The following is a 434-nucleotide window of genomic DNA, read 5'->3' as shown; positions in this document are numbered from 1 at the left end:
GCCCTTGCCGCCGCCTTGCATCTGGCGCATGAAGTACACCCAGACGCCGATCAGCAGCAGCATGGGACCCCAGCTGACCAGCAAGGTCATGAGCAGGGAGCCCTCTTCACGCGGCTTCACATCGAACTTGACGTTGTTGGCGATCAGGTCGCCCACCAGGCCGCGATCCAGATACGTCGCCGTCGTGCGGATCTTGCGATCATCGTTGGTGACGGCCACGATCTCCGTGCCGCCCTGCCCTTCCTGGATGGTCGCGCTCTTGATGCGATTGCTGCGCACTTCTTCCAGAAATTCGGAATAGCCGACAGCACCAGCGCTGGCGCCCGCACGGGTGTCAAACTGTTTGAACACCGTAAAGAGCACCATGGCGATGACCAGCCACACGGCGATTTTTGAAAACCACTGATTGTTCAAGCGGGGCTCCAGAAGCAGAA

At 59.7% G+C, this 434-nt stretch carries 1 protein-coding gene; it reads right to left on the bottom strand.

The window, feature by feature from the left end; all coding sequences use genetic code 11:
- Positions 1-414 (bottom strand): ATP-dependent metallopeptidase FtsH/Yme1/Tma family protein (locus D7Y13_RS43245; protein WP_208734660.1); only part of this gene is annotated, 414 nt, incomplete at its 3' end.
- Between the last annotated feature and the right edge of the window lie 20 nt (positions 415-434).

It is taken from the genome of Corallococcus praedator, assembly GCF_003612125.1.
In the GTDB taxonomy this organism is placed as follows: domain Bacteria; phylum Myxococcota; class Myxococcia; order Myxococcales; family Myxococcaceae; genus Corallococcus; species Corallococcus praedator.
This window is presented reverse-complemented; position numbering and strand designations above follow the sequence as displayed.